This is a genomic window from Streptomyces sp. NPDC090106, from assembly GCF_044747265.1.
Lineage (GTDB): Bacteria > Actinomycetota > Actinomycetes > Streptomycetales > Streptomycetaceae > Streptomyces.
The window spans coordinates 306,806-328,378 of the sequence record NZ_JBIVDS010000005.1; the positions used below are offsets into that span (position 1 = coordinate 306,806).

The following is a 21,573-nucleotide window of genomic DNA, read 5'->3' on the forward strand; positions in this document are numbered from 1 at the left end:
ACTTGTGATCGCCCTCTCCCTCGCCGAGATCGCCTCAGTCGTCGGCGGGCAGACGTACGACATACCGGATCCGTCCGTCCAGGTCACCGGGCCCACCGTCATCGACTCCCGCAAGGTCGAGGGCGGCAGCCTGTTCGCCGCCTTCGTCGGTGAGCACGTCGACGGCCACGACTACGCCCGCCAGGCCGTCGAGGCGGGTGCTGCCGCCGTCCTGGCCCAGCGCCCCGTCGGCGTCCCCGCGATCGTCGTCGAGGACGTCCAGACGGCCCTCGGAGCCCTCGCCCGCGAGGTCGTACGACGGCTCGGCGCGACCCTCGTGGGGCTGACCGGCTCGGCCGGCAAGACCAGCACCAAGGACCTCATCGCGCAGGTGCTCCAGCGCAAGGCGCCGACGGTGTGGACACCCGGCTCCCTCAACAACGAGATCGGGCTGCCGCTGACCGCCCTCACCGCCACCGAGGAGACGCGTTTCCTCGTCCTGGAGATGGGCGCCCGCGGAATCGGCCACATCCGCTACCTCGCGGATCTGACGCCCCCGCGGATCGGCCTCGTCCTGAACGTCGGCACCGCCCACATCGGCGAGTTCGGCGGCCGTGAGCAGATCGCCCAGGCCAAGGGCGAGCTGGTCGAGGGGCTGCCCGAGGACGGCACGGCGGTCCTCAACGCCGACGATCCGCTCGTACGGGCCATGGCGTCCCGTACGAAGGCGAAGGTGATCCTTTTCGGAGAGTCGGGCGAAGCGGACGTACGCGCCGAGAACGTCAGACTCACGGACACCGGACAGCCCGCCTTCAGACTTCGCACACCCTCCGGTGACAGCGACGTGACCATGCGCCTGTACGGTGAGCACCACGTGTCGAACGCGCTCGCCGCGGCCGCCGTCGCCCATGAGCTGGGCATGTCCGCAGCTGAGATCGCCATCGCGCTCTCCGAGGCGGACTCCCTCTCCCGCTGGCGTATGGAGGTCACCGAGCGCCCGGACGGCGTGACGATCGTCAACGACGCCTACAACGCGAACCCCGAGTCCATGCGAGCGGCCTTGCGCGCGCTCGCGGCGATGGGCAGGGGGCGGCGGACCTGGGCGGTGCTCGGCAAGATGGCCGAGCTCGGGGACGAGGCGCTCGCCGAGCACGACGCGGTCGGACGGCTGGCCGTCCGGCTCAATGTCGGCAAGCTCGTCGCGGTCGGGGGCAGGGAAGCGTCCTGGCTGCAACTGGGCGCATACAACGAGGGTTCGTGGGGTGAGGAGTCGGTGCACGTGTCCGACGCACAGGCGGCTGTCGACCTGTTGCGCAGCGAGTTGCGCCCGGGGGACGTCGTACTCGTGAAGGCGTCCCGGTCGGTCGGTCTGGAGAGTGTCGCCGAGGCGCTGCTCCGCACCGAGGGTGAGGTCACCGCCCGATGATGAAGCAGATCCTGTTCGCAGGAGTCATTGGTCTGTTCCTGACCCTGGTCGGCACTCCGCTGCTGATCAAGCTGCTGGCCCGCAAGGGCTACGGCCAGTACATCCGCGACGACGGCCCGCGCGAGCACGCCAGCAAGCGCGGTACGCCGACCATGGGCGGTATCGCCTTCATCTTCGCGACGGTCGCCGCGTACTTCCTGGCCAAGGTCATCACCGGCTACACCCCGACCTACTCGGGTCTGCTGGTGCTCGGCCTGATGTGCGGCATGGGCCTGGTCGGGTTCCTCGACGACTACATCAAGATCGTCAAGCGGCGTTCGCTCGGTCTGCGGGCCAAGGCGAAGATGGCCGGACAGCTCATCGTCGGCATCGCGTTCGCGGTGCTCGCCCTGATGTTCCCGGACGCCCGCAACAACACCCCGGCCTCCGACCGGCTGTCGTTCATCACGGACTTCGGCTGGAAGATCGGCCCGGTGCTGTTCGTGGTCTGGGCGCTGTTCATGATCCTCGCGATGTCGAACGGCGTGAACCTGACGGACGGTCTGGACGGCCTCGCCACCGGCGCCTCCGTGCTCGTCTTCGGCGCCTACACCTTCATCGGTGTCTGGCAGTTCCAGGAGTCCTGCGCCAACGGCGAGACCCTGACCAACCCCAACGCCTGCTACGAGGTGAGGGATCCGCTCGACCTCGCGGTCATCGCCTCCGCGCTGATGGGTGCCTGTCTCGGCTTCCTGTGGTGGAACACCTCGCCCGCCAAGATCTTCATGGGCGACACCGGTTCGCTCGCGCTCGGCGGTGTCCTCACCGGCCTCGCCATCTGCTCCCGCACCGAGCTGCTCGTGGCCATCATGGGCGGTCTGTTCGTCCTCATCACCATGTCGGTGGTCATCCAGGTCGGCTCGTTCAAGATGACGGGCAAGCGCGTCTTCCGGATGGCACCCCTACAGCACCACTTCGAACTCAAGGGCTGGTCGGAAGTCCTGGTCGTGGTCCGTTTCTGGATCATCCAGGGCATCTGCGTGATCGTCGGCCTGGGTCTCTTCTACGCGGGATGGGCAGCCGAGAAGTGATCGACCTGCGGGGCAAGCACGTCACCGTCGCCGGACTCGGCGTCTCCGGCATCCCGGCCGCCAAGGCCCTCCACGCGCGCGGGGCGCACGTCACCGTCGTCAACGACGGCGACGACGCCCGCGCGCGGGAACAGGCCGCGGAGCTGGAGGCGCTCGGCGTCACCGTCCGCCTCGGTGACGGTGCCACCCTGCCGGACGGCGCCGAACTCGTCGTCACCGCACCCGGCTGGCAGCCCGGCAAGCCGCTGTTCACCGCGGCCCGGGAAGCCGGCCTGGAGATCTGGGGCGACGTCGAACTCGCCTGGCGGCTGCGCGGACCCGACGCCGCGCCCTGGCTCGCCGTCACCGGCACCAACGGCAAGACGACGACCACGCAGATGCTCGCGTCGATCCTGACGGCCGCCGGACTGCGCACCGCCGCCGTCGGCAACATCGGCGTCTCCGTCCTGGACGCGGTCCTCGGCGAGGAGCAGTACGACGTGCTGGCCGTGGAGTTGTCGAGCTACCAGCTCCACTGGGCGCCCTCGGTGCGCGCCCACTCCGCCGTCGTCCTGAACCTCGCCCCCGACCATCTCGACTGGCACGGCTCCATGGAGGCGTACGCCGCCGACAAGGGCCGCGTCTACGAGGGCAATCGGGTCGCCTGCGTCTACAACGTGGCCGACAAGGCCACCGAGGACCTGGTGCGCGAGGCCGACGTCGAGGAGGGCTGCCGTGCCGTCGGCTTCACCCTCGGCGCCCCGGCGCCCTCCCAACTCGGTGTCGTGGACGGCATCCTGGTGGACCGGGCCTTCGTCGAGAACCGGCAGAAGAACGCCCAGGAGCTCGCCGAGGTCTCCGACGTCCGTCCGCCCGCCCCGCACAACATCGCCAACGCCCTTGCCGCGGCGGCCCTCGCCCGCGCCTTCGGGGTGCCCGCCACGGCCGTACGGGACGGGCTGCGCGCCTTCACCCCGGACGCCCACCGCATCGCCCACGTGGCCGACGTGGACGGCGTCGCCTACGTCGACGACTCCAAGGCCACCAACACCCATGCGGCGGAAGCCTCGTTGGCGGCCTACGAGTCGATCGTGTGGATCGCGGGCGGGCTCGCCAAGGGCGCGACCTTCGACGAGCTCGTCGCCAAGTCGGCGAAGCGGCTGCGCGGGGTCGTGCTCATCGGCCAGGACCGTGCCCTGATCCGCGAAGCCCTCGCGCGACACGCCCCGGAAGTACCCGTCGTGGACCTTGACCGGACCGACACTGGGGCGATGCCCGCGGCTGTCCAGGAAGCCTCCCGCCTCGCCGCCCGAGGGGACACGGTGCTCCTCGCCCCGGCCTGCGCCTCCATGGACATGTTCGCCAACTACAACAAGCGCGGTGACGCGTTCGCGGAGGCGGTTCGCGAACTCGGCGCCTGACCGACGCAGCGGAGGCGCCTGATGCCCAGTAGCCGTACCGGCCGCCCGCCCGTGCAGCGGGCGCGGGTGGTCAGACGCCCCGCCGTCCCCCGGACCGCGCGCGACAACCCGTTCAAGCGGCTGCACGGCCGGGCCCGCAAGGCCTGGGACCGGCCGCTGACGGCGTACTACCTGATCCTCGGCGGCAGCCTGCTGATCACCGTGCTCGGCCTGGTGATGGTCTACTCGGCCTCCCAGATCACCGCGTTGCAGATGTCGCTGGGCGGTTCCTTCTTCTTCCGCAAACAGTTCCTCGCCGCCTCCATCGGCGGCGTCCTGCTGCTGGTCGCCTCCCGGATGCCGGTCAAACTGCACCGGGCGCTGGCCTATCCGATCCTCGCGGGCGCCGTCTTCATGATGGCGCTGGTGCAGGTGCCGGGGATAGGGATGTCGGTCAACGGCAACCAGAACTGGATCTCGCTGGGCGGCTCCTTCCAGATCCAGCCCAGCGAGTTCGGCAAGCTGGCGCTCGTCCTGTGGGGCGCCGACCTGCTCGCCCGCAAACAGGACAGGAAGCTGCTGGCCCAGTGGAAGCACATGCTGGTGCCGCTCGTCCCGGTCGCCTTCATGCTGCTCGGCCTGATCATGCTGGGCGGCGACATGGGCACGGCGATCATTCTCACAGCGATCCTCTTCGGCCTGCTGTGGCTGGCCGGTGCGCCCACCCGGCTGTTCGTCGGCGTGCTGTCGGTCGCCGCCTTCATCGGCGTCGTCCTCATCAAGACCAGCCCCAACCGCATGGCCCGCCTCCAGTGCATCGGCGCCACCGACCCCGGCCCCGGGGACGCCTGTTGGCAGGCCGTGCACGGCATCTACGCCCTCGCGTCCGGCGGGATCTTCGGTTCGGGACTCGGCGCCAGTGTGGAAAAATGGGGGCAACTCCCGGAAGCCCACACGGACTTCATCTTCGCCGTCACCGGTGAGGAACTGGGTCTTGCGGGGACGCTGTCGGTGCTCGCCCTCTTCGCGGCTCTAGGCTATGCGGGTATCCGCGTGGCCGGCCGCACGGAGGACCCCTTCGTCAGGTATGCCGCGGGAGGCGTGACCACCTGGATCACCGCGCAGGCGGTGATCAACATCGGTGCGGTGCTCGGTCTGCTGCCGATCGCCGGCGTCCCGCTCCCGCTGTTCTCCTACGGGGGATCCGCCCTGCTGCCGACCATGTTCGCCATCGGGCTGCTGATCGCCTTCGCGCGCGAGGAACCCGCTGCGCGGGCGGCGCTTGCGATGCGGCAACCCCGGTTTGGTAGAAAGCGGGGTGCCGGAGCTTCCGCGCGTGACAGGGAGCCCCGGAGATGGAACACGATGCGACGGCGTGCCTCTGCGGCACGTTCGTCCGGAGAGCGGTGAATTTCGGTGCATGTCGTACTCGCCGGTGGGGGGACCGCCGGCCACATCGAGCCCGCGCTCGCCCTCGCGGACGCCCTGCGCAGGCAGGACCCGACCGTGGGGATCACGGCCCTCGGCACGGAGCGCGGCCTGGAGACCCGCCTCGTCCCCGAGCGGGGCTATGACCTCGCGCTCATCCCGGCGGTCCCGCTGCCGCGCAAGCCCACCCCCGAGCTGATCACCGTCCCGGGCCGGCTGCGCGGCACCATCAAGGCCGCCGAGCAGATCCTGGAGCGCACCAAGGCGGACGCCGTCGTCGGCTTCGGCGGGTACGTGGCCCTGCCCGGCTACCTGGCCGCCAAGCGGCTCGGTGTGCCGATCGTGATCCACGAGGCCAACGCCCGCCCCGGCCTGGCCAACAAGATCGGCTCCCGGTACGCGGCCAAGGTCGCCGTCTCCACCCCGGACAGCAAGCTGCGCGACGCCCGCTACATCGGCATCCCGCTGCGCCGCTCGATCGCCACCCTGGACCGGGCCGCCGTCCGCCCCGAGGCACGGCGCCAGTTCGGCCTCGACCCCAACCTGCCCACGCTGCTGGTCTCCGGCGGCTCCCAGGGCGCCCGCAGGCTCAACGAGGTCGTCCAGCAGGTCGCCCCGTGGCTCCAGCAGGCCGGCATCCAGATCCTGCACGCGGTCGGCCCGAAGAACGAACTGCCGCAGGTGCAGCAGATGCCCGGGATGCCCCCGTACCGCCCGGTACCGTACCTGGACCGGATGGACCTCGCGTACGCCGCGGCCGACATGATGCTCTGCCGCGCGGGCGCGATGACCGTCGCCGAACTCTCCGCCGTCGGACTCCCGGCCGCCTACGTCCCGCTGCCCATCGGCAACGGCGAACAGCGGCTCAACGCCCAGCCGGTGGTCAAGGCCGGCGGCGGTCTGCTGGTCGACGACGCGGAACTCACCCCCGAGTGGGTCCAGCGCACCGTCGTCCCCGTGCTCGCCGACCCGCACCGGCTGTACGAGATGTCGCGCGCTGCCGCCGAGTTCGGCCGCCGGGACGCCGACGACCTGCTCGTCGGCATGGTGTACGAGGCGATCGCCTCGCGCCGTTAGGCACTGAGTACGGAGGACGCACGTGGCCGGACCGACGACCGCCGAGCGCGGTGAACGCCAGCAGGAGTCGGCCGGCCCGCCTCCCGGCCCACGACGCCTGAGGGTGCCCCGAGTTCGTACGATCATCATCCTCGCCGTCGCGGCCGTGCTCCTTCTGGCCGGTTCCGTCTGGGTGTTGTACGGCTCCCAGTGGCTGCGCGTCGAACGCGTGTCGGTGTCGGGGACCGACGTGCTGACGCCGCAGCAGGTCCGGGAAGCCGCCGACGTGCCGGTCGGATCGCCGCTGATTTCCGTCGACACGGCGGCGATCGAGGCGCGCCTGCGCTCGAAATTGCCCCGAATTGACGTGGTTGACGTGGTCCGCTCGTGGCCGCACGGAATCGGACTGAAAGTGGTCGAGCGCACCCCGGTCCTGATTGTCGAAAAGGGCGGAAAGTTTGTCGAAGTGGACGGGGACGGGGTCCGTTTTGCCACGGTTCCCCAAGCCCCGAAAGGCATCCCCGCGCTGGAATTGACGGCTTCCTCCTCGGGCCCCGGCGCCGCGAGCCTGCGCCGCTTCGGCGAGGACCGGCTCGTGCGCGAGGCGGTACGGGTCGCGGGTGACATTCCGGCCGTTCTCGCGAAGAGCACCCGGACCGTCAAGGTGCGTTCGTACGACGACATCTCGCTGGAGCTGAGCGGCGGCAGGACCGTCGACTGGGGGAGCAGCGAGAAGGGTGCGGCGAAGGGCCGTACACTCACCGCTCTCATGAAAGCGGCATCCGGTGCGCGGCACTTCGACGTGAGTGTTCCCACGGCCCCTGCGTCATCAGGGAGTTGACGCACATACGCGCAGGCCAGCACCCTGGTTGGGCAGCGCTATGGCTGATCACATAGGGTGAAAAGAAAAACGGGAGGTTCGGCGTGTTCGTTGAACGCGCGCCACTTGTCGACTTAGTGTCCTGTTCAGAAGATTCCAGGGAACAGACACACTGGTAACCCTAAACTTCAACGTTAGGGTTCGGGTCGGCGTTCGGACCGTCCCATTCGGCATCAGTCGTCGGACCGCTCGCAACCGCGGCACGACGGCACGTAACTCGAGGCGAGAGGCCTTCGACGTGGCAGCACCGCAGAACTACCTCGCAGTCATCAAAGTCATCGGTGTCGGCGGCGGTGGTGTCAATGCCATCAACCGGATGATCGAAGTCGGTCTCAAGGGCGTCGAGTTCATCGCCATCAACACCGACGCCCAGGCGCTGTTGATGAGCGACGCAGACGTCAAGCTCGATGTCGGCCGTGAACTGACGCGCGGACTCGGCGCCGGCGCCAACCCGGCCGTCGGCCGCAAGGCCGCCGAGGACCACCGCGAGGAGATCGAGGAGGTCCTCAAGGGGGCCGACATGGTCTTCGTGACGGCCGGCGAGGGCGGCGGCACCGGCACCGGCGGCGCGCCCGTCGTGGCCAACATCGCCCGCTCGCTGGGCGCCCTCACCATCGGCGTGGTCACCCGCCCCTTCACCTTCGAGGGCCGGCGCCGCGCCAACCAGGCCGAGGACGGCATCGCGGAGCTCCGCGAAGAGGTCGACACCCTCATCGTCATCCCGAACGACCGGCTGCTGTCCATCTCGGACCGCCAGGTCTCGGTCCTCGACGCCTTCAAGTCGGCCGACCAGGTCCTGCTCTCCGGCGTCCAGGGCATCACCGACCTCATCACCACGCCCGGTCTGATCAACCTCGACTTCGCCGACGTGAAGTCCGTGATGTCCGAGGCCGGTTCGGCCCTCATGGGCATCGGCTCGGCCCGCGGCGACGACCGCGCGGTGGCCGCCGCGGAGATGGCGATCTCCTCGCCGCTCCTGGAGGCCTCGATCGACGGCGCCCGCGGCGTCCTGCTGTCCATCTCCGGCGGCTCCGACCTCGGCCTGTTCGAGATCAACGAGGCCGCTCAGCTGGTCAGCGAGGCCGCCCACCCGGAGGCCAACATCATCTTCGGCGCGGTCATCGACGACGCCCTCGGCGACGAGGTCCGCGTCACCGTCATCGCCGCCGGCTTCGACGGGGGCCAGCCGCCGGCCCGCCGGGACAACGTCCTCGGCTCGGCCTCCTCCTCCGCGCGCCGCGAGGAGCCCGCTCCGGCCCGGCAGCCCGAGTCCCGCCCGTCCTTCGGCTCCCTCGGCAGCGTCACGCCCAAGGAAGAGCCCGCGCCCGCTCCCGAGCCGGTGAACGACCTTCCGGTCTCCCCGCCGGTTCCGCCGTCGCGGTCCTACACGGACAGCGCGGCGGAGGAGCTGGACGTGCCGGACTTCCTCAAGTGATAGGACAGCGCTCCCGAACGAGCACTGCGAGCGGCGCGCACTTCGCCTTCACCGACCGGTGGGGCGGGGTGAGCGCCGTTCCGTACGAGGAGCTCAACCTCGGCGGCGCGGTCGGCGACGACCCCGAGGCCGTCCGGGCCAACCGGGAACTCGCCGCGAAGTCGCTGGGGATCGAGCCCGGCCGGGTCGTGTGGATGAACCAGGTCCACGGCGCCGACGTGGCCGAGGTCGACGGGCCGTGGACCACGCGGCTCACCCCCGAGGTCGACGGTCTGGTCACCGCGACCCGCGGACTCGCCCTCGCCGTGCTGACCGCCGACTGCGTACCGGTGCTGCTCGCGGACCCGGTCGCCGGAGTGGTCGCCGCCGCCCACGCCGGACGGCCCGGCATGCTCAAGGGGATCGTGCCCGCCGCCGTCGACGCGATGGAGTCGCTCGGCGCGGACCCCGCCCGGATCGTCGCGCGCACCGGACCCTCCGTCTGCGGCCGGTGCTACGAGGTGCCCGCCGAGATGCGGGCCGAGGTCGCGGCGTCCGAACCGGCGGCGTACGCCGAGACGAGCTGGGGCACCCCCGCCGTCGACGTCGCCGCCGGAGTGCACGCGCAGCTCGACCGGCTCGGGGTGCGCGACCGGGAGCAGTCGCCGGTGTGCACGCTGGAGTCGGAGGATCACTTCTCGTATCGCCGCGATCGCACCACGGGGCGACTCGCGGGATATGTCTGGCTGGACTGATGGGACATGACGGACCGTAAGGATGAACTCGCCGTAAACCTGGCGAAGGTGGAGGAGCGCATCGCCGCCGCGTGCGTGGCCGCGGGCCGCAAGCGCGAGGAGGTGACGCTCGTCGTCGTCACCAAGACCTACCCCGCGAGCGATGTGCGGTTCCTGGCCGAGCTCGGCGTCCGCGACGTCGCAGAGAACAAGGACCAGGACGCCGCCCCGAAAGCGGCCGAATGTGCCGATCTGTCGCTGAACTGGCACTTCGTCGGCCAGCTCCAGACCAACAAGGTGCGTTCCGTGGTCGGTTACGCGGATGTCGTGCAGTCCGTCGACCGTCCGAAGCTGGTGACGGCCCTCTCCCGGGAGGCCGTCCGGACCGGGCGCGAGATCGGATGCCTCCTCCAGGTCGCCCTCGACGCGGGGGAGAGCGGGCGGGGTGAGCGGGGCGGTGTCGCGCCCGGCGGAATCGAAGAGTTGGCCGACCTCGTCGCCGACGCTCCGGGGCTGCGGATCGGCGGACTGATGACCGTCGCCCCGCTCACCGGGGAATACGCGGGGCGCCAACAGGCGGCGTTCGGGCGGTTGATGGATTTGTCGACCGACCTGCGCCGAGCTCATCCGGCTGCGAACATGGTCTCGGCAGGGATGAGTGCGGATCTCGAACAGGCCGTGGCAGCCGGAGCGACACATGTGCGCGTCGGCACTGCGGTACTCGGAGTCCGCGCGAGGCTCGGGTAACGTCGCCAGGAAGTCGGACCACAGCAGAAAATATGGTCATTACCGCCTAAAGGCGGGCGCAACGACCACGTGGATCGCGGGCACTTGGCAACAGTCAGTGGATCCACCACAGAGCGGAGGACTCAGAGCATGGCCGGCGCGATGCGCAAGATGGCGGTCTACCTCGGCCTCGTGGAGGACGATGGGTACGACGGCCGAGGTTTCGACCCCGACGACGACTTCGAGCCCGAACTGGACCCGGAGCCCGAGCGTGACCACCGGCGGCACGAGCCGGTGCACCAGGCGCACAGTGCACATCAGTCCCAAAGGGACGAAGAGGTGCGAATCGTACAGCCCTCCACCCCCCGTGAGCCGGTTGCCCGTTCCGCTTCGTCGGCCGCGGAATCCGGCCGTCCGGCGCGCATCGCGCCCGTGGCGTCCATCACACAAGAACGTCAGAGCCTGGAGAAGAACGCGCCGGTGATCATGCCCAAGGTCGTGTCCGAACGGGAGCCCTACCGGATCACCACGCTTCACCCGCGGACCTACAACGAGGCCCGTACCATCGGGGAACACTTCCGTGAGGGCACTCCGGTGATCATGAATCTCACCGAGATGGACGACACGGACGCCAAGCGACTTGTCGACTTTGCGGCGGGTTTGGTGTTTGGTCTTCACGGCAGCATCGAGCGGGTGACGCAGAAGGTGTTCCTGTTGTCGCCTGCTAACGTCGATGTCACGGCGGAGGACAAGGCTCGTATCGCAGAGGGCGGGTTCTTCAACCAGAGCTGAGACGCAAGGCCGGAAACAGCAGTACAAGTAGTACCCAGCAGCACGGAAAACAGGGGAGAGGGAAGCACAGGTCATGAGCGTGGTTCTGGATGTCGTCTACATCGCGCTGATGTGCTTCCTGATCGTGCTCATCTTCCGATTGGTCATGGACTACGTCTTCCAGTTCGCCCGCTCGTGGCAACCTGGCAAGGCGATGGTGGTCGTTCTGGAGGCCACCTACACTGTCACCGATCCACCGCTGAAGCTTCTGCGGCGGTTCATTCCGCCGCTGCGTCTCGGGGGCGTGGCGCTCGACCTGTCCTTCTTCGTACTGATGATCATCGTCTACATCCTGATCTCGATCGTGAGCCGGCTGTGATGAGCGATGTGACCTACCGTCTTGCCGATGCCGACGACTACGTTGAGGTGAAGAGATGCCGTTGACCCCCGAGGACGTGCGGAACAAGCAGTTCACGACCGTCCGCCTCCGAGAAGGCTATGACGAGGACGAGGTCGATGCCTTCCTCGATGAGGTCGAAGCCGAACTGACCCGCCTGCTCCGCGAGAACGAGGATCTGCGCGCCAAGCTGGCCGCGGCCACGCGTGCCGCCGCGCAGAACCAGCAGAACATGCGGAAGCCTCCGGAGCAGGACGGTCAGCAGGGCATGCCGCCCCAGGGCATGCCTCCGCAGCAGGGCATGCGCGGTCCTGGCCCGGGTGCGCCCGTGCCGGCCGGCATATCTGGCCCGCCGCAGCAGATGGGTGGCCCCATGGGTGGCCCGCCCCAGCTGCCGAGCGGTGCCCCGCAGCTTCCGGCCGGCCCCAGCGCCGGCCAGGGTGGCTCGCAGGGTCCCGGTCCGATGGGCCAGGGTGGCCCGATGGGTCAGGGCGGTCCCATGGGCCAGGGCGGTCCGATGGGTCCCGGTCCGATGGGCCAGGGCGGCCCGATGGGTCAGGGCGGTCCCATGGGCCAGGGTGGCCCGATGGGTCCCGGTCCGATGGGCCAGGGTCCCATGGGTGGTCAGCCCCCCATGCAGCAGCAGATGGGTGGCCCGATGGGCGGCCCCATGGGTGGTCCGATGGGCGGCCCCGGTCAGGGTGGTCCCGGTGGCGACAGCGCCGCCCGTGTCCTCTCGCTGGCCCAGCAGACCGCCGACCAGGCGATCGCCGAGGCCCGTTCCGAGGCCAACAAGATCGTCGGTGAGGCGCGCAGCCGTGCCGAGGGTCTGGAGCGGGACGCCCGTGCCAAGGCCGACGCCCTGGAGCGGGACGCGCAGGAGAAGCACCGCGTCGCGATGGGCTCCCTGGAGTCCGCCCGCGCCACGCTGGAGCGCAAGGTCGAGGACCTGCGCGGCTTCGAGCGCGAGTACCGCACCCGCCTGAAGTCCTACCTGGAGTCGCAGCTGCGTCAGCTGGAGACCCAGGCCGACGACTCGCTGGCCCCGCCGCGGACCCCGGCGGCGGCGTCGCTTCCGCCGTCCCCGGCGCCTTCCATGGCCCCGGCCGGCGCGAGCGCCCCGTCCTACGGCGGCAACCCCGGTGGCATGGGCGGCGGCCCGGCTCCGGCCGCTCCGTCCTACGGCGGTCAGCAGCAGATGTCGCCGGCGATGACCCAGCCCATGGCTCCGGTCCGTCCGCAGGGCCCCGGCCCGATGGGCCAGGCGCCCTCCCCGATGCGTGGCTTCCTCATCGACGAGGACGACAACTGACGGGTTGTAGTACGCCGTAGGCATCGGCAGCGTTCAACGGGGCGAGCCCCGGACTCCGGTCCGGGGCTCGCCCCTTTTACGCGTGTTGACGGCGGGACGGCGCCACCGCCGACGGCCTGCCGGCGGGGTCCCCCCCAGGCGGACACGGGCGTGATGGTGGACACACGGGACGCCTCGGACGGCCGGACGCGGATCTGGGTCGGCTGGATGACGGCGTACTCGGCTCGGCTAAGTGACAGCGGCCTCGGCGCGGCGAACCGGGGACGGGACGGGAACCGATGTCGCGGCGGTCGCCTGGCTGGAGAGCCACGGGTACCCGGCCATGGTCGTGATGACCGGGGTGGTCCGGGCCCTCCTCACCTCCGGAGGTTTCCGCGTCGCTGTGCGGCTCGACGGGACTCGCTCCGCACGGTCCTGGTACCGGATGTTCCCGAGGCGTCGCGGGCGGAGCTCCGGCGGCCGTCCCGGTGTGCCGAAGGCCCGGCTCCCTGAGGGGAACCGGGCCTTCGGGGTGGTGGGTTACGCCTTGCGCAGGCGGAACGTCAGGGACAGGCCCTCGTCCGTGAACGGGGTGCCGTAGCTGTCGTCCGCCTCGCCCTGGGCGAAGTCCGTGGCGAGGACCTCGTCGGCGATCAGGCCCGCGTGCTCGGCCAGGGCCGCGATGACCGCGCCGTCCGTGGACGTCCAGCGCAGGGCGATCCGGTCGGCGACGTCGAGGCCGCTGTTCTTGCGGGCCTCCTGGATCAGCCGGATCGCGTCACGGGCCAGACCGGCCTGGCGGAGCTCCTCGGTGATCTCCAGGTCCAGGGCAACGGTGGCGCCCGAGTCGGAGGCGACCGACCAGCCCTCGCGCGGGGTCTCCGTGATGATGACCTCGTCGGGGGCGAGGGTGACCGTCTCGCCGTCGACCTCCACCGATGCCGTGCCCTCGCGCAGCGCCAGGGACAGGGCCGCCGCGTCCGCGTTCGCCACCGCCTTGGCCACGTCCTGGACGCGCTTGCCGAAACGCTTGCCCAGGGCGCGGAAGTTGGCCTTCGCGGTCGTGTCGACCAGGCTGCCCCCGACCTCGGAGAGGGACGCCAGCGACTCGACGTTCAGCTCCTCGGTGATCTGCGCGTGCAGCTCCCGGTCGAGGCTGTCGAAGCCGGTCGCCGCGACCAGCGCGCGCGACAGCGGTTGACGGGTCTTCACGCCCGACTCCGCGCGCGTGGCGCGGCCCAGCTCGACCAGACGCCGGACCAGGACCATCTGCCGCGACAGCTCCGGGTCGATGGCGGACAGGTCCGCCTCCGGCCAGGCGGACAGGTGCACCGACTCGGGCGCGCCCGGCGTCACCGGCACGATCAGGTCCTGCCAGACCCGCTCCGTGATGAACGGGGTCAGCGGGGCCATCAGCTGGGTGACCGTCCCGACGACCTCGTGCAGCGTGCGCAGCGCGGCCTTGTCGCCCTGCCAGAAGCGGCGACGGGACCGGCGTACGTACCAGTTGGACAGGTCGTCGACGAACGCCGACAGGAGCTTTCCGGCGCGCTGGGTGTCGTAGGACTCCAGAGCCTGCGTCACCTGGTCGGTGAGCGCGTGGAGTTCGGACAGCAGCCAGCGGTCCAGCAGCGGGCGGTCGGCCGGGGCCGGGTCCGCCGCGGAGGGCGCCCAGTTCGACGTACGGGCGTACAGGGCCTGGAAGGCGACCGTGTTCCAGTACGTCAGGAGCGTCTTGCGGACGACCTCCTGGATCGTGCCGTGGCCCACGCGGCGGGCCGCCCAGGGGGAGCCGCCGGCCGCCATGAACCAGCGGACGGCGTCGGCGCCGTGCTGGTCCATCAGCGGGATCGGCTGGAGGATGTTGCCCAGGTGCTTGGACATCTTGCGGCCGTCCTCGGCGAGGATGTGGCCGAGGCAGACCACGTTCTCGTACGAGGACTTGTCGAAGACCAGGGTGCCGATCGCCATCAGCGTGTAGAACCAGCCACGGGTCTGGTCGATGGCCTCGGAGATGAACTGTGCCGGGTAGCGGGACTCGAAGAGTTCCTTGTTCCGGTACGGGTAGCCCCACTGCGCGAACGGCATCGAACCCGAGTCGTACCAGGCGTCGATGACCTCGGGCACGCGCACGGCCGTCTTGCCGCAGCCGGCCTCGGGACAGGCGAAGGTGACCGCGTCGATGTACGGGCGGTGCGGGTCCAGCTCCGACTGGTCGGTGCCGGTCAGCTCGGTGAGTTCCGCGCGGGAGCCGGCCACGGTCAGGTGGTCGTCCTCGCAGCGCCAGATGGGCAGCGGGGTGCCCCAGTAGCGGTTGCGGGACAGCGCCCAGTCGATGTTGTTGTTCAGCCAGTCCCCGTAGCGGCCGTGCTTGACGGTGTCCGGGAACCAGTTGGTGTTCTCGTTCTCCTCGATCAGCCGGTCCTTGACGGCCGTCGTGCGGATGTACCAGGACGGCTGCGCGTAGTAGAGGAGCGCGGTGTGGCAGCGCCAGCAGTGCGGGTAGCTGTGCTCGTACGGGATGTGCCTGAACAGGAGGCCGCGCTGCTGGAGGTCCTCGGTGAGGCGTTCGTCCGCCTTCTTGAAGAAGACGCCGCCGACCAGCGGGACCTCGGGGGAGAAGGTGCCGTCGGGCAGGACCGGGTTGACGACCGGCAGGCCGTAGGAGCGGCAGACCTTGAGGTCGTCCTCACCGAAGGCGGGGGACTGGTGGACCAGACCCGTGCCGTCCTCGGTGGTGACGTACTCGGCGTTCACCACGTAGTGGGCGGGCTCGGGGAACTCCACGAGCTCGAACGGACGTCGATACGTCCAGCGCTCCATCTCGGCGCCGGTGAAGGACTCGCCGGTGCTCTCCCAGCCCTCGCCGAGGGCCTTGCCGACGAGCGGTTCGGCGACGACGAGCTTCTCCTCGCCGTTCGTCGCGACGACATAGGTGACGTCGGGGTGGGCCGCGACGGCCGTGTTGGAGACCAGGGTCCAGGGGGTCGTCGTCCAGACCACGAGCGCCGCCTCGCCGGCGAGCGGACCGGAGGTGAGCGGGAAACGGACGTACACGGACGGGTCGACGACGGTCTCGTAGCCCTGCGCCAGCTCGTGGTCCGACAGGCCGGTGCCGCAGCGGGGGCACCAGGGGGCCACGCGGTGGTCCTGGACCAGCAGGCCCTTGTTGAAGATCTCCTTCAGCGACCACCAGACCGACTCGATGTACTCGGGGTCCATCGTGACGTAGGCGTCGTCGAGGTCGACCCAGTAGCCCATGCGGGTCGTCAGCTCGGAGAAGGCGTCGGTGTGGCGCAGGACGGACGCGCGGCACCTGTCGTTGAACTCGGCGATGCCGTACGCCTCGATGTCCTTCTTGCCGCTGAAGCCGAGCTCCTTCTCGACCGCGAGCTCCACCGGCAGGCCGTGGCAGTCCCAGCCGGCCTTGCGGCCCACGTGGTAGCCGCGCATGGTCCGGAAGCGGGGGAAGACGTCCTTGAAGACGCGGGCCTCGATGTGGTGGGCGCCCGGCATGCCGTTGGCGGTGGGCGGGCCCTCGTAGAACACCCACTCGGGGCGTCCCGCGGACTGTTCCAGGGACTTGGCGAAGATCTTCTGCTCGCGCCAGAAGTCGAGCACCGCGTGCTCGAGCGCGGGCAGATCGACCTGGGCGGGCACCTGGCGGTACTGCGTCATCAGTCTTCCTCCGGCGGACTTGCTGCCTTCCGTCCGGAGGGACGAGAGCCTTGTCGTTCCTTACGCCGGTGTCGGCGCGCTCCCGCGGTACCACCCTCCTTGGCTCTCCGGTGCGCTCTTCGCTCCGGTGAGCCCCCTCATTGGGGTCGCGATGCCGGGTCTACCGCCCCTGACGGGGTTTCTTCCGGCGGCTCCGGGGTGATCTTCACGTCGTGCTCGCCCCCGGGCTTCCACCGTCCCCGGGTCGCTCTGGGCTGCGTACGCCGCTACTCGTCCCCATCCACGCTTCTCGCTCCGCCCAGTGTACGGCGCCGCACGGACAACGGCCGACCGGATTTCCCGGCCCCGGCGGCGGGTGGCGGGCCGGGATGGCGGACGGCGTGCGATGACCCGAATGGAGCGGTACGGGTGTTCGGATTCTGGGACGCCGCGTCCGGCGGATTACCCGGCGGGGAGCTGGGCACAACGCTTGCATGCCTGGCGCGTGCCATGCGCGGGGCGGGCGAATCGTGCGGTGCGCGCCGTTGCCGCGGGACTCAAGTCGATTTATCGTCCCAGCACGATTCGCGTGCAAGATCACACAGTGTGAAGGGGCCGCGGCCATGGTGGCTAAGAAGACCGCCGCACAGCAGTCGGCGTCGGGCAGCTCCGGCGCCGCGGCCAAGGACGTGAGCGGCAGGAAGGCCGTGGGGGCGGCCACCGGGAGCGCGCGGACCAAGAGCGCGGCCACCAGGACCGCGGCACGGAAGACCGCCGCGAAGAAGACTGCAACCGAGGAGCCGGTCACCGGCGAATCGGTCACCGAGGAGAGCGCGGCTCAGGAGGCCGCCGAGAAGACGGTCACGAAGAAGGCGGTCGCCAGGAAGGCGGCCACGGGCAAGACGGTCACGAAGAAGACGGCGGCCACGAAGAAGACGGCGGCCAAGGCGGTCGCGAAGAAGGCCGCCGCCCGGAAGACGGCCCCCGCGAGGAAAGGCGCTGCGCACAGGACCGAGTCGGGCGCGGTCGAGCCCGAGCAGGTCGAGAAGTCGGTGAAGTCGGCGAAGAAGGCGGCCGCGGCGCGGACCGCGGAGCAGACGGGAGCCACGACGGTGGTTGCGAAGAAGACTCCTGGCACGGCCACGGCGGCGAAGAGCGCCGTTCCCAAGGCACGCGTCGCCGCGGCGGAGCCCGGCGAGCTCGCGGTCCGCCCCGGCGAGGACCCCTGGACCCCGGAGGAGGTCGCCGACGCGCGCGCCGAGCTCCAGTCCGAGGCGCTGCGGCTCGGCGCGGAGATCTCCACGTCCGAGCAGGCCGTCGCGGGCCTGATGCGCGACTCCGGCGACGGCGCCGGCGACGACCAGGCCGACACCGGCACCAAGAACATCACGCGCGAGCACGAGCTGGCCCTGGCGGCCAACGCGCGCGAGATGCTCGAACAGACCGAGCGCGCCCTGGAGCGCCTGGACGCCGGTACCTACGGCCTCTGCGAGAACTGCGGCAATCCGATCGGCAAGGCGCGCATGCAGGCCTTCCCGCGCGCCACCCTGTGCGTGGAGTGCAAGCAGAAGCAGGAACGCCGGTACTGATCCCGGTCACAGGCGTGCCGTACCCTCGTCCTCAGTCAGGTACCTAAGGTTGAGGGACTCACGTGGCCGAAGCGGAGCGCATGATCGGTACGCCGGAAACCCCCGAGGGGGGCGAGGCCGAGCCGGAGCAGTCGGCCGGGCGGACGGACGCCGGCGAGCAGTCCCGGCCCCGGGGCAGGCGGCGTGTCGCCGTGCTGTTCGCCGTCGCCGCCTTCGCGTACGTCCTCGACCTGGTCAGCAAGATGATCGTGGTCGCCAAGCTGGAGCACCACGCGCCGATCGAGATCGTCGGGGACTGGCTGAAGTTCGAGGCCATCCGCAACGCGGGCGCGGCCTTCGGCTTCGGCGAGGCCTTCACGGTCATCTTCACCGTCATCGCCGCCGCCGTGATCGTGGTGATCGCCCGGCTCGCCCGCAAGCTCTACAGCCTGCCCTGGGCCATCGCGCTCGGTCTGCTCCTGGGCGGTGCGCTCGGCAACCTCACCGACCGGATCTTCCGCTCGCCGGGGGTCTTCCAGGGGGCGGTCGTGGACTTCATCGCGCCCAAGCACTTCGCGGTGTTCAACCTGGCGGACTCGGCGATCGTCTGCGGCGGCATCCTGATCGTTCTCCTGTCCTTCAAGGGGCTGGACCCGGACGGGACCGTCCACAAGGACTGAGCACGCGTTCGGGAGTGTCCGAGCCGTCCGGCATACTCGACGGGTGAGCACGATTCCCGAGATCCGTACCCTGCCCGTGCCCGACGGCCTGGAGGGCGAGCGCGTCGACGCCGCCATCTCCCGCATGTTCGGCTTCTCCCGCACCAAGGCGGCCGAGCTGGCGGCGGCGGGCAAGGTCCAGGTCGACGGCTCCGTGGTCGGCAAGTCCGACCGCGTGCACGGCGGCGCCTGGATGGAGGTCGAGATGCCGGGCGCGCCCGCGCCCGTCCAGATCGTCGCCGAACCGGTCGAGGGCATGGAGATCATCCATGACGACGACGACGTCGTCGTGATCGTCAAGCCGGTCGGGGTGGCCGCCCACCCGTCGCCCGGCTGGACCGGGCCGACCGTGATCGGCGGGCTCGCCGCCGCCGGGTACCGGATCTCCACCTCCGGCGCCGCCGAGCGCCAGGGCATCGTGCACCGCCTCGACGTGGGCACCTCCGGGCTGATGGTCGTCGCCAAGTCCGAGTACGCGTACACGTCGCTCAAGCGCCAGTTCAAGGAGCGCACGGTCGACAAGCGCTACCACACCCTCGTCCAGGGCCACCCGGACCCGACGAGCGGCACGATCGACGCGCCCATCGGCCGCCACCCGCACCACGACTACAAGTGGGCCGTCACCGCCGAGGGCAAGCCGTCGGTCACCCACTACGACCTCATCGAGGCGTTCCGCGCGGCCTCCCTGCTCGACGTGAAGCTGGAGACCGGCCGCACCCACCAGATCCGCGTCCACATGGCCGCCCACCGCCATCCCTGTGTCGGCGACCTCACCTACGGCGCCGACCCGACCCTCGCCAAGCGGCTGCGTCTGACCCGGCAGTGGCTGCACGCGGTGCGCCTCGGCTTCGAGCACCCCGGCGACGGACAGTGGGCGGAGTTCGAGAGCGGCTACCCGGACGACCTCCAGCAGGCCCTGGACCTGGTCCGCGAGGAGACCTACGCGTGACCCCGCCGTCGTACACGGTCCGCGTCGCCGAGGACCCCGCCGACCGTGAGCTGTGCTTCGGGGTGCGCAAGGAGGTCTTCGTCCGCGAGCAGCGGGTCCCCGAGGACCTGGAGTACGACTCCTACGACGCCATCGCGCTGCATGTGCTGGCCGTACGGGACGACGGGGTCGCGCTCGGCACCGGGCGGCTGCTGCACGGCGAGGCGTGCGCGGCGAAGACCGGCGGCGACCTGACGCTGGGTTCGCTGGGGCGGCTCGCGGTCACCCAGGAGGCACGGGGGCTCGGCGTCGGCGTCGCCCTCGTCCGGGCCGTCGAGGACGCGGCCCGCGCGCGAGGGCTCGCGGCCGTCGATCTGCACGCGCAGACGCACGCCCTCGGGTTCTACGAGCGGCTCGGGTACACCGCGTACGGCCCCGAGTACCTGGAGGCGGGCATCCCGCATCGCGGGATGCGGCGCGCGCTGTAGCCGATCGGCCCGGCCGCCGTGGCAGGCTGGCAGCCGGGGGTCGTCGATCGTCTAGCCTGCCGGAGCCTGAGCGTGGATCAGTTGGCGCTGTTGTTCGTGCTGTTGGTCGGGGCCGTGGTGAGCGTCCCGGTCGGGGACCGGTTCGGGCTCCCGGCGCCGGTGCTGATGACCCTGCTCGGGATGATCCTCGCGCTGCTGGAGTTCGTGCCGAACGTCGACGTGCCGCCGGACCTGATCCTGCCGCTCCTGCTGCCGCCGCTGCTGTACGCGGCCGTACGGCGCACCTCCTGGCGGCAGTTCGCGGCCAACGTCCGGCCGATCTTCCTGCTGGCCGTGGCGCTGGTGTTCGTCACCACGCTGTGCGTGGCGGTCGTCGCCCACGCGATCGTGCCGGGGCTGCCGCTGGCCGCCGCGGTGGCGCTCGGGGCGCTGGTCGCGCCGCCCGACCCGGTCGCGGCGACCGCGGTCGCCGGGCAACTGGGGCTGCCGCGGCGGCTGGTGTCGATCCTGGAGGGCGAGGGCCTCTTCAACGACGTGACGGCCATCGTGCTGTACCACGTGGCCATCGCGGCGGCCGTCAGCGGCTCCTTCCATGTCGGGGAGGCCGCGTTCGAACTGGTGCTGTCCGCGGTCGTCGCCGTCGTCATGGGTGTCGCGCTCGGCTGGTGCGCGAACAGACTGATGGACCTGCTCGGCGACGCGACCCTCCAGATCGGGCTGACGCTGCTGGTGCCGTACGCCTCCTACGTGCTGGCCGAGGAGCTGCACGGGTCGGGGGTGCTGGCGGTGCTCACCACCGCGCTGTTCCTCGCCGAGTACTCCACCGACGCCGACGACGTGGCCACCCGGCTCGCCGGGCACACCTTCTGGGACATCGTCGACACGCTCGTCACCGGGGTCGCCTTCGGGCTGATCGGGCTCGAACTGCACAACGCGATCCGGACCGCGTCCGGGCGCTGGGGCGAGATGCTCGGCTGGGCCGCGGCGATCGTCGGTGTCGTCGTGTTCGTCCGGCTGGCCTGGCTGCTGCCGGCGACCTGGCTGACCAAGCGGCTGCACGCCAAGCGGGACGTCGACGAGGAGATCCCGACGAGCTGGCGGGAGACCGTCGTCATGTGGTGGTCGGGGATGCGCGGGGTGGCCTCCGTGGCGCTGGCCCTCGCGATCCCGCTCACGACGGACGACGGCTCGGCCTTCCCCGACCGGGACGAGATCGTGTTCATCGCGTTCGGCGTCATCATGGCGACCCTCGTCCTGCAAGGGCTGACCCTGCCCTGGCTGGTGCGGCGGCTCGGGGTGGAGGCCGACACCGAGCGGGAGAAGGAGTTCGAGCGCTCCCTCGCGGTGCGTGCCGCCAAGGCCGCCAAGCGCCGGCTGAAGGAGATCGAGGCGGTCGAGGAACTGCCCGACGAACTCTCCGAGCAGATGCTGCGCCGCGCCCTGGACATCGGTGTGCGGATCAGCCCCGACATGGGCGACGAGGAGCGGCGCGAGGCCCACGAGAAGCGGGTGCAGCGCCTCAAGCGGGTGCGCCGCATCCAGGGCGAGATGCTCAGCGCGGCCCGCCACGAGGTGCTCGCCGCGCGCAGCGAACCCGGCGCCGACCCCGAGGTGGTGGACCGGGTGCTGCGACACCTCGACGTCCGCAGCCTGCGCTGAGGC

At 70.5% G+C, this 21,573-nt stretch carries 18 protein-coding genes; 17 read left to right on the forward strand and 1 reads right to left on the reverse strand.

All coding sequences use genetic code 11. The features are described 5' to 3' along the window. The first annotated feature begins 4 nt into the window (after positions 1–4). The 12 genes from murF to ACIPSE_RS18480 all read left to right on the forward strand — a co-directional run bounded on the left by murF (position 5) and on the right by ACIPSE_RS18480 (position 12,572). Positions 5–1,405 (forward strand): UDP-N-acetylmuramoyl-tripeptide--D-alanyl-D-alanine ligase, encoded by a 1,401-nt coding sequence (gene murF / locus ACIPSE_RS18425; RefSeq protein WP_401663745.1) that lies wholly within the window; start codon positions 5–7, stop codon positions 1,403–1,405. Then, positions 1,402–2,475, forward strand: a complete 1,074-nt coding sequence (mraY, locus tag ACIPSE_RS18430; protein ID WP_401663747.1) for a phospho-N-acetylmuramoyl-pentapeptide-transferase — start codon at positions 1,402–1,404, stop codon at positions 2,473–2,475. The genes murF and mraY overlap by 4 nt, the downstream gene beginning before the upstream one ends. Next, positions 2,457–3,875 carry a UDP-N-acetylmuramoyl-L-alanine--D-glutamate ligase gene (gene murD, locus ACIPSE_RS18435; protein WP_401663750.1) on the forward strand — a complete coding sequence of 473 codons (1,419 nt, stop codon included), beginning with the start codon at positions 2,457–2,459 and terminating at the stop codon, positions 3,873–3,875. Before mraY ends, murD begins: the two co-directional genes overlap by 19 nt. Before the next feature lie 21 nt (positions 3,876–3,896). Then, positions 3,897–5,264 (forward strand): putative lipid II flippase FtsW, encoded by a 1,368-nt coding sequence (ftsW, locus tag ACIPSE_RS18440; protein WP_401663752.1) that lies wholly within the window; start codon positions 3,897–3,899, stop codon positions 5,262–5,264. Positions 5,265–5,270: 6 nt separating this feature from the next. After that, positions 5,271–6,359, forward strand: coding sequence for an undecaprenyldiphospho-muramoylpentapeptide beta-N-acetylglucosaminyltransferase (gene murG / locus ACIPSE_RS18445; RefSeq protein WP_401663754.1), 1,089 nt, complete (start codon positions 5,271–5,273; stop codon positions 6,357–6,359). Positions 6,360–6,381: 22 nt separating this feature from the next. Next, positions 6,382–7,179: a cell division protein FtsQ/DivIB gene (locus ACIPSE_RS18450; protein ID WP_401663756.1), complete on the forward strand. Its 798-nt coding sequence runs from the start codon at positions 6,382–6,384 to the stop codon at positions 7,177–7,179. A 277-nt stretch (positions 7,180–7,456) separates the two neighbouring features. Continuing rightward, the gene (gene ftsZ / locus ACIPSE_RS18455) at positions 7,457–8,653 is read left to right on the forward strand and encodes a cell division protein FtsZ (protein WP_401663758.1); all 1,197 of its coding nucleotides are present in this window, start codon (positions 7,457–7,459) and stop codon (positions 8,651–8,653) included. After that, entirely contained in the window at positions 8,650–9,387 is a 738-nt protein-coding gene (pgeF, locus tag ACIPSE_RS18460; RefSeq protein ID WP_401663761.1) for a peptidoglycan editing factor PgeF, read from the forward strand. The genes ftsZ and pgeF overlap by 4 nt, the downstream gene beginning before the upstream one ends. Positions 9,388–9,393: 6 nt before the next feature. Continuing rightward, a complete protein-coding gene (locus ACIPSE_RS18465; protein WP_401663764.1) occupies positions 9,394–10,113 on the forward strand; it encodes a YggS family pyridoxal phosphate-dependent enzyme in 720 nt (239 codons plus the stop codon). 129 nt (positions 10,114–10,242) lie between these two features. Continuing rightward, positions 10,243–10,884, forward strand: a complete 642-nt coding sequence (locus tag ACIPSE_RS18470; RefSeq protein WP_401663767.1) for a cell division protein SepF — start codon at positions 10,243–10,245, stop codon at positions 10,882–10,884. 73 nt (positions 10,885–10,957) lie between these two features. Then, complete coding sequence (locus ACIPSE_RS18475) at positions 10,958–11,242, forward strand: YggT family protein (protein ID WP_007448661.1); 285 nt, start codon at positions 10,958–10,960, stop codon at positions 11,240–11,242. A gap of 55 nt (positions 11,243–11,297) precedes the next feature. Next, complete coding sequence (locus ACIPSE_RS18480) at positions 11,298–12,572, forward strand: DivIVA domain-containing protein (protein ID WP_401663770.1); 1,275 nt, start codon at positions 11,298–11,300, stop codon at positions 12,570–12,572. A 519-nt stretch (positions 12,573–13,091) separates the two neighbouring features. Here ACIPSE_RS18480 and ileS read toward each other — a convergent pair. Further along, positions 13,092–16,229: an isoleucine--tRNA ligase gene (gene ileS, locus ACIPSE_RS18485; protein WP_401663772.1), complete on the reverse strand. Its 3,138-nt coding sequence runs from the start codon at positions 16,227–16,229 to the stop codon at positions 13,092–13,094. 602 nt (positions 16,230–16,831) lie between these two features. On the opposite strand from ileS, the gene ACIPSE_RS18490 reads away from it, so the two are divergent. The 5 genes from ACIPSE_RS18490 (at position 16,832) to ACIPSE_RS18510 (ending at position 21,570) form a co-directional block, all read left to right on the forward strand. Beyond that, complete coding sequence (locus ACIPSE_RS18490; protein ID WP_401663774.1) at positions 16,832–17,797, forward strand: TraR/DksA family transcriptional regulator; 966 nt, start codon at positions 16,832–16,834, stop codon at positions 17,795–17,797. A gap of 62 nt (positions 17,798–17,859) precedes the next feature. After that, entirely contained in the window at positions 17,860–18,456 is a 597-nt protein-coding gene (gene lspA, locus ACIPSE_RS18495) for a signal peptidase II (RefSeq protein ID WP_401663777.1), read from the forward strand. Between the two features lie 43 nt (positions 18,457–18,499). Next, positions 18,500–19,444: an RluA family pseudouridine synthase gene (locus tag ACIPSE_RS18500; protein WP_401663779.1), complete on the forward strand. Its 945-nt coding sequence runs from the start codon at positions 18,500–18,502 to the stop codon at positions 19,442–19,444. Further along, on the forward strand, positions 19,441–19,911 hold the full coding sequence (locus ACIPSE_RS18505) for a GNAT family N-acetyltransferase (RefSeq protein WP_401663781.1): 471 nt from the start codon (positions 19,441–19,443) through the stop codon (positions 19,909–19,911). The genes ACIPSE_RS18500 and ACIPSE_RS18505 overlap by 4 nt, the downstream gene beginning before the upstream one ends. 72 nt (positions 19,912–19,983) lie before the next feature. Then, positions 19,984–21,570, forward strand: coding sequence for a Na+/H+ antiporter (locus tag ACIPSE_RS18510; protein ID WP_401663783.1), 1,587 nt, complete (start codon positions 19,984–19,986; stop codon positions 21,568–21,570). Positions 21,571–21,573 lie beyond the last annotated feature (3 nt).